Annotated in this window: 4 protein-coding genes; 3 read left to right on the top strand and 1 reads right to left on the bottom strand. The window is 65.3% G+C overall.

Annotated features, from left to right (window positions below):
* Nucleotides 1–1,124 (bottom strand): IS701 family transposase (locus tag OOT46_RS30510; RefSeq protein WP_265407389.1); only part of this gene is annotated, 1,124 nt, incomplete at its 3' end.
* Between the two features lie 1,019 nt (nt 1,125–2,143).
* On the opposite strand from OOT46_RS30510, the gene gspG reads away from it, so the two are divergent.
* The 3 genes from gspG to OOT46_RS30495 form a co-directional block, all read left to right on the top strand.
* On the top strand, nt 2,144–2,596 hold the full coding sequence (gene gspG, locus OOT46_RS30505; protein WP_265407388.1) for a type II secretion system major pseudopilin GspG: 453 nt from the start codon (nt 2,144–2,146) through the stop codon (nt 2,594–2,596).
* A gap of 22 nt (nt 2,597–2,618) precedes the next feature.
* On the top strand, nt 2,619–3,839 hold the full coding sequence (locus OOT46_RS30500) for a type II secretion system F family protein (RefSeq protein ID WP_265407387.1): 1,221 nt from the start codon (nt 2,619–2,621) through the stop codon (nt 3,837–3,839).
* 152 nt (nt 3,840–3,991) lie between these two features.
* A partial coding sequence (locus tag OOT46_RS30495; protein WP_265407386.1) for an ATPase, T2SS/T4P/T4SS family occupies nt 3,992–4,627 on the top strand: 636 nt, incomplete at its 3' end.

Raw genomic sequence — 4,627 nt, 5'->3', positions numbered from 1 at the left:
AAGACGCTCAGGCAGGCATGGGCCAACAGGGCCAATGTGATGTGCCGATACCAGCCGGTCCAACTGCGCACCTCGTACTGGTCGAGGCCAACGAGTTGCTTGCTGTTCTCGAACGACTCTTCGATGGCCCAGCGTCTGCCGGCCACGTGCGCCAAGACCTGCAGCGGGGTATGGAAGGGGGCGTAGACGGCGTAGTAGGCGAGTTCAGCCGCCTCACCCAGGCTGCGGCGTACCAGCAGCCCACGCTGCATGGTGGTCCCCCAGCTGAGCAGGGGCAGCCACGCCCAGTCGTACAGACGGGGGCCCTTGGCGCCGTCGCCGGCCGACAGGCGCCGCCACTGCGATGCCCGGATGTCCTGCGAGGCAGTCGCCGCATGTTGGTTGCGCGTGCTCTCGCGCATCACATAACTATTGGAGGCAATCGCCATGACATAAGGGCGCTGGTTCTGCTCCAGCCACACGCGCAGGCTGCGGTCATTGCCGTAGACCTCGTCGCCGGCTACCCACCCAAAAGGTAGCCCTGCTTGCAAGGCGCGCTGCAGCATGCGCTGTGCGATCTGCGGCTTCGCGGCGAACGCCCGCTCGGGTGGCACCCCTGCCTTGCGGCAGCGATCAGGATCGTCGGTCCAGCTCTTGGGAAGGTAAAGCTCGCGGTCGATAAAGGCATGACCCTGCTCGCTCACATAGGCCAGGAATACGCCGATCTGGCAGTTCTCGATGCGCCCGGCCGTGCCGCTGTACTGACGCTGCACGCCTGCAGAGTGCCGCCCCTTCTTGAGAAAGCCCGTTTCGTCGACCACCAGCACCGCCTGGCGTTGCCCCAGGTGCTTCACTACGTAGTCGCACAGATCATCTCGCACCGCGTCGGCATCCCACACCGAGCGACTCAGCAAGTGCTGTATGGCCCCCGGCGTGGCGTCGCCGGCCGCCTCCGCCAGTTGCCACCCGTTCTTGCGCTGCACCGGCCCCAGCAGCCCGCGCAAATAGGCCGCTGCATGCGTGCGCGCTTCCGAGCGCGCGAATCGCGCACCGATCGCCTCGCTCACCTGCTGCAAGTGAGCCTCCCACCGCGCCACCTCGTGCTGCACTTGCGGCGGTACTGCCTGAACTTCGGTCGCTTCCATGGCGCCCTCTGTCGAGTCAGGTCATTTGCCGACTATCGGCGCTACCGAGATAAATTCAAGTACGACTGTAGTACTAGCGCGCTGGGTACATTGCAATCGCCGGTAAACACGCCGATGGATGCGATTTCGCTCTCTCTCGCGGGCAGTGGCTTCTGCCACGCCGACCTTTACACGGCTTGGGTTCCGAGGAGGCGAGTCATCAAGATCTCCACCGCTCCCTGTCCATACGAGGAGCCGAGGATGTCGTGTGTCGTCGCAGCTCGACCACGGCTGCCTCCTCGGCGTCATTGAGCTTGACGCTGCACGGCCGCTTGGGGCGCATCGGCGCGTCGGCCGTGGTGGTGCGGCGGCGCCACTTCGACACCGGCCTCCCATTCAAGCCGTAGCGGTCGGCCAGGGCGCGGGTCGTCTCTTGCGACGCTGCAGTCCGGCTCGACTCTCGACGTTGTGCAAGCTGAAGCATGAACGCTTCCTGCAACGCAGTCCTCCTGCTGGACCGTTAGAAGTTCACCATGACTCTCCGGGACCAAACAGATCTGGCCGTCTCCCGTTGCCCCTGCACCGCTAAATGGACGCCAAGGGGGAACGGTTCGACCAATAGCATGTGGCTGGCCGGATGCAGAGGTTTTCAGGTCCCCCGCACTTCGTTGTCTTCGGTGCAGAACCGTCTGCCAAGGACGCGTAATAAGAGGCGCCCGGCGGGCAGCACAATGAACAATGTTCAGCGCCCTATGAACGAAGAGTTGCGCTTCTCACGTTCTGTAGATGCTGGTAAAGGTCGGTGGAAAAGTCTACCGCGGTAGCCCTTACGGCCCGCTCAACATAAAGCAAAACTGCGTGACGTATCGCCGAACTGCCCCCCGAAATCGGGGGGCTCTTCAAATACCGCCCTTTCGCGCTCTGGCTTCTTTGACAACTTTCCCCATCCTCACTACGATCCCGGCCGTTACCGGCTGCTTACACAGAAAAGCGCTCAAACGTAGCCGGCGCCATTCGTTCTACTGGTAGGGGGGTCTCACATGGGTCAGCACACCGCCTTGCGGCGGGCCGCGGTCGTGCGCGCGGCGCAGGCCGGATTCACCCTCCTCGAGTTGCTGGTCGTCATCGCCATCATCGGCGTCTTGATGTCTTACGTCGGTCCGCGCTTTTTCGGCCAGGTCGGCAAGTCGGAGGTCAAGGTGGGGCAGGCCCAGATTGATGCCTTCAGAAAGGCGCTCGATGCTTACCGTCTCGATGTCGGGCAGTACCCAGCCACCGCGCAGGGCCTCACCGCGTTGACCCAAAAGCCCGAGGGCTCCGCCAAGTGGCAAGGCCCCTACCTGCAGAACAGCGTCCCGCCGGACCCGTGGGGACATGCTTACGTCTACCGTTCCCCGGGGGAGCAGGGCCGCGATTACGAGGTCATCAGCTACGGCCGCGATGGCCGACCCGGCGGGGACGCAGAGAACGCGGACCTGCGGTCCTGGCACTGAGTGCTGCCGGGGCCCGCCTTCCATGGAAACCTTTTTGCTCTGGTGCCTGCGCGGGCAAGGTGCGCCAATGGCCGTCACCTTGAAGGCGACGTCGCGCGCCAACGCTGTGAGTGCTGCGCAGGCGCAGGGCTGGCGAGTGCTGGAGGTCGCAAGTTCTTCGCGGCCGGCGAGGACCGCGCCAACGAACGAAGTCGGACGCGCGATGCGCAGGTCAGTGGGTCGCCCTCGAATCGCGAGCGATCTGTTTGCGGACCAGTTGAGCACCTTGCTCAAAGCCGGCATCGGTCCGGTCGAGGCTCTCCGTGGTTTGGTGAAACAAGCTCGCGGTGCATCGGCGCCGCTGCTCCAGGACGTGCTGCTGAAGCTCGAGCAGGGGCAGACCTTGGCGAGCGCGCTCGAGTCCACCGGCTCTTTCGACGATCTCCTGGTCGCCTTGGTCCGCGCCGCCGAGGAAACCTCCGACCTGCCGCAGGCACTGGAGCGGTACCTGCAGCACGCACTGCAGTCGAAGTCGGTGAAACAGCGCATCGTCACCACCAGCATCTACCCCGCGGTGCTGCTGGTCGTCGGCGGGCTCGTCATGGCCTTCCTGTTGATCTGGGTGGTGCCGCGCTTCAGCGCCGTGTTCGCCAGCATGCAGGGTGAGCTGCCGTGGGCGGCGACCTTGATGTTGCGCTGGGGTGAGTTGGTCAAGGCTCATGGCACGGCTTTGCTGCTGGCCATCGGCGCCGTGGCGGGCGGGACCGTCGCTGCGGCAGCGTCGCCGAGCGTGCGCGGGCGGGTTTTCGCGCGCTTGTTGCGCCAGCGCCATGTTGGTTACTACGTGCAGCTGATCTACCTGTCGCGGCTGTACCGGACGGCGGGCATGCTGCTCGACGGGGGGATCGCCTTTCCTCGGTCGCTCCAGATGGCTTCGCGCCTGCTGCCGGCGTCATTGCATCACGCCGCGGAACAGGCTTTGGAGGCGATCCGCAGTGGCGTCAGTCCTTCTGCCGCGCTGGAAGCCGCGGGCCTGTCCTCGCCAGTGGCGCAGCAACTGCTACTGGTCGGTGAACGGAGCGGCGAGCTAGGCGCCATGATGACCAAGGTGGCAGCCTTCCACGAGGGCGAGACGGCGCGGGCCATCGAGCGTTTCATGCGCGCGCTCGAGCCAACGATCATGGCGCTCATGGGCGTTGGGATCGGCTTTGTGGTCATCGTCATGTACCTGCCCGTCTTCGAGCTGGCGAGCGTTATCCGGTGAGCGGCATGGACGAGACACAGCGCCAGGTCGCCGGTCTGTTGGCGGGTTTGCGTCGGTGCGCCCTGGAGAGCGGGCGCAGCACCGCCGGGGAGCTGCAGCTGCTTTTCTCGGCACAGCCTGGCTTCGGACCCGTGGCAGCGAAGGTGCTCGCAATGTTGTGGGTAAAGGAATTGGGCAACCAGTGGCAGCCCGACTTCGCCCGGCTGCGCTACTCCGATGCCCGGCGGCTCGGCATGGCCGCGGCGCTCGGGCCCGACGGGCCTTGCCTGCTGGTGAGTGACCCTTACGCGGTGGACGCTGTGCAACACGTCCAGTCGCTCGGCTCGCTGCTGCCCGAGGCCCTGGTGTCACTCGACCAACTGACGGACTGGCTGGGTCGCTTCGAGGACGTGGCGGTCTCGCTGTCGATCAGCGAGACCCAACGAGGAGAGAGCGAACGCCAGGATCCGTCCGGTCAGCGCTCGTTGGAGGACATTTCCGCCGAAAGCCTCGAGTCCGCCGCAAGCCCGGTGGTTCGGCTCATCAACGCCACGCTCTACGACGCGCTTAAGACCGGTGCCAGCGACATCCACCTCGAAACCACCCCGGCGGGCTTGGTCGTCAAGTTCCGCCTTGACGGCGTGCTGCGCGCGATCCGGGAGGTGCCGGAGCCGCAGACGGCGGAGCAGGCGATCTCGCGCATCAAGGTGATGTCCGAGCTCGACATCGCCGAGCGCCGTGTGCCGCAGGACGGCCGGCTGCAGGTGCAGGTGCAGGGCCGTGCCATCGACGTGCGCGTGTCCATCATG

Origin of the sequence: Aquabacterium sp. A7-Y (assembly GCF_026153205.1) — a bacterium.
GTDB lineage: Bacteria > Pseudomonadota > Gammaproteobacteria > Burkholderiales > Burkholderiaceae_C > Caldimonas.
The sequence above is the reverse complement of the archived record's forward strand: the minus strand, read 5'-3'. Positions and strand labels throughout refer to the sequence as shown.

Coding starts and splice junctions, on each gene's coding strand:
- gspG (WP_265407388.1), top strand. CDS start 2,144: ATGGGTCAGCACACCGCCTTGCGGCGGGCCGCGGTCGTGCGCGCGGCG.
- OOT46_RS30500 (WP_265407387.1), top strand. CDS start 2,619: ATGGAAACCTTTTTGCTCTGGTGCCTGCGCGGGCAAGGTGCGCCAATG.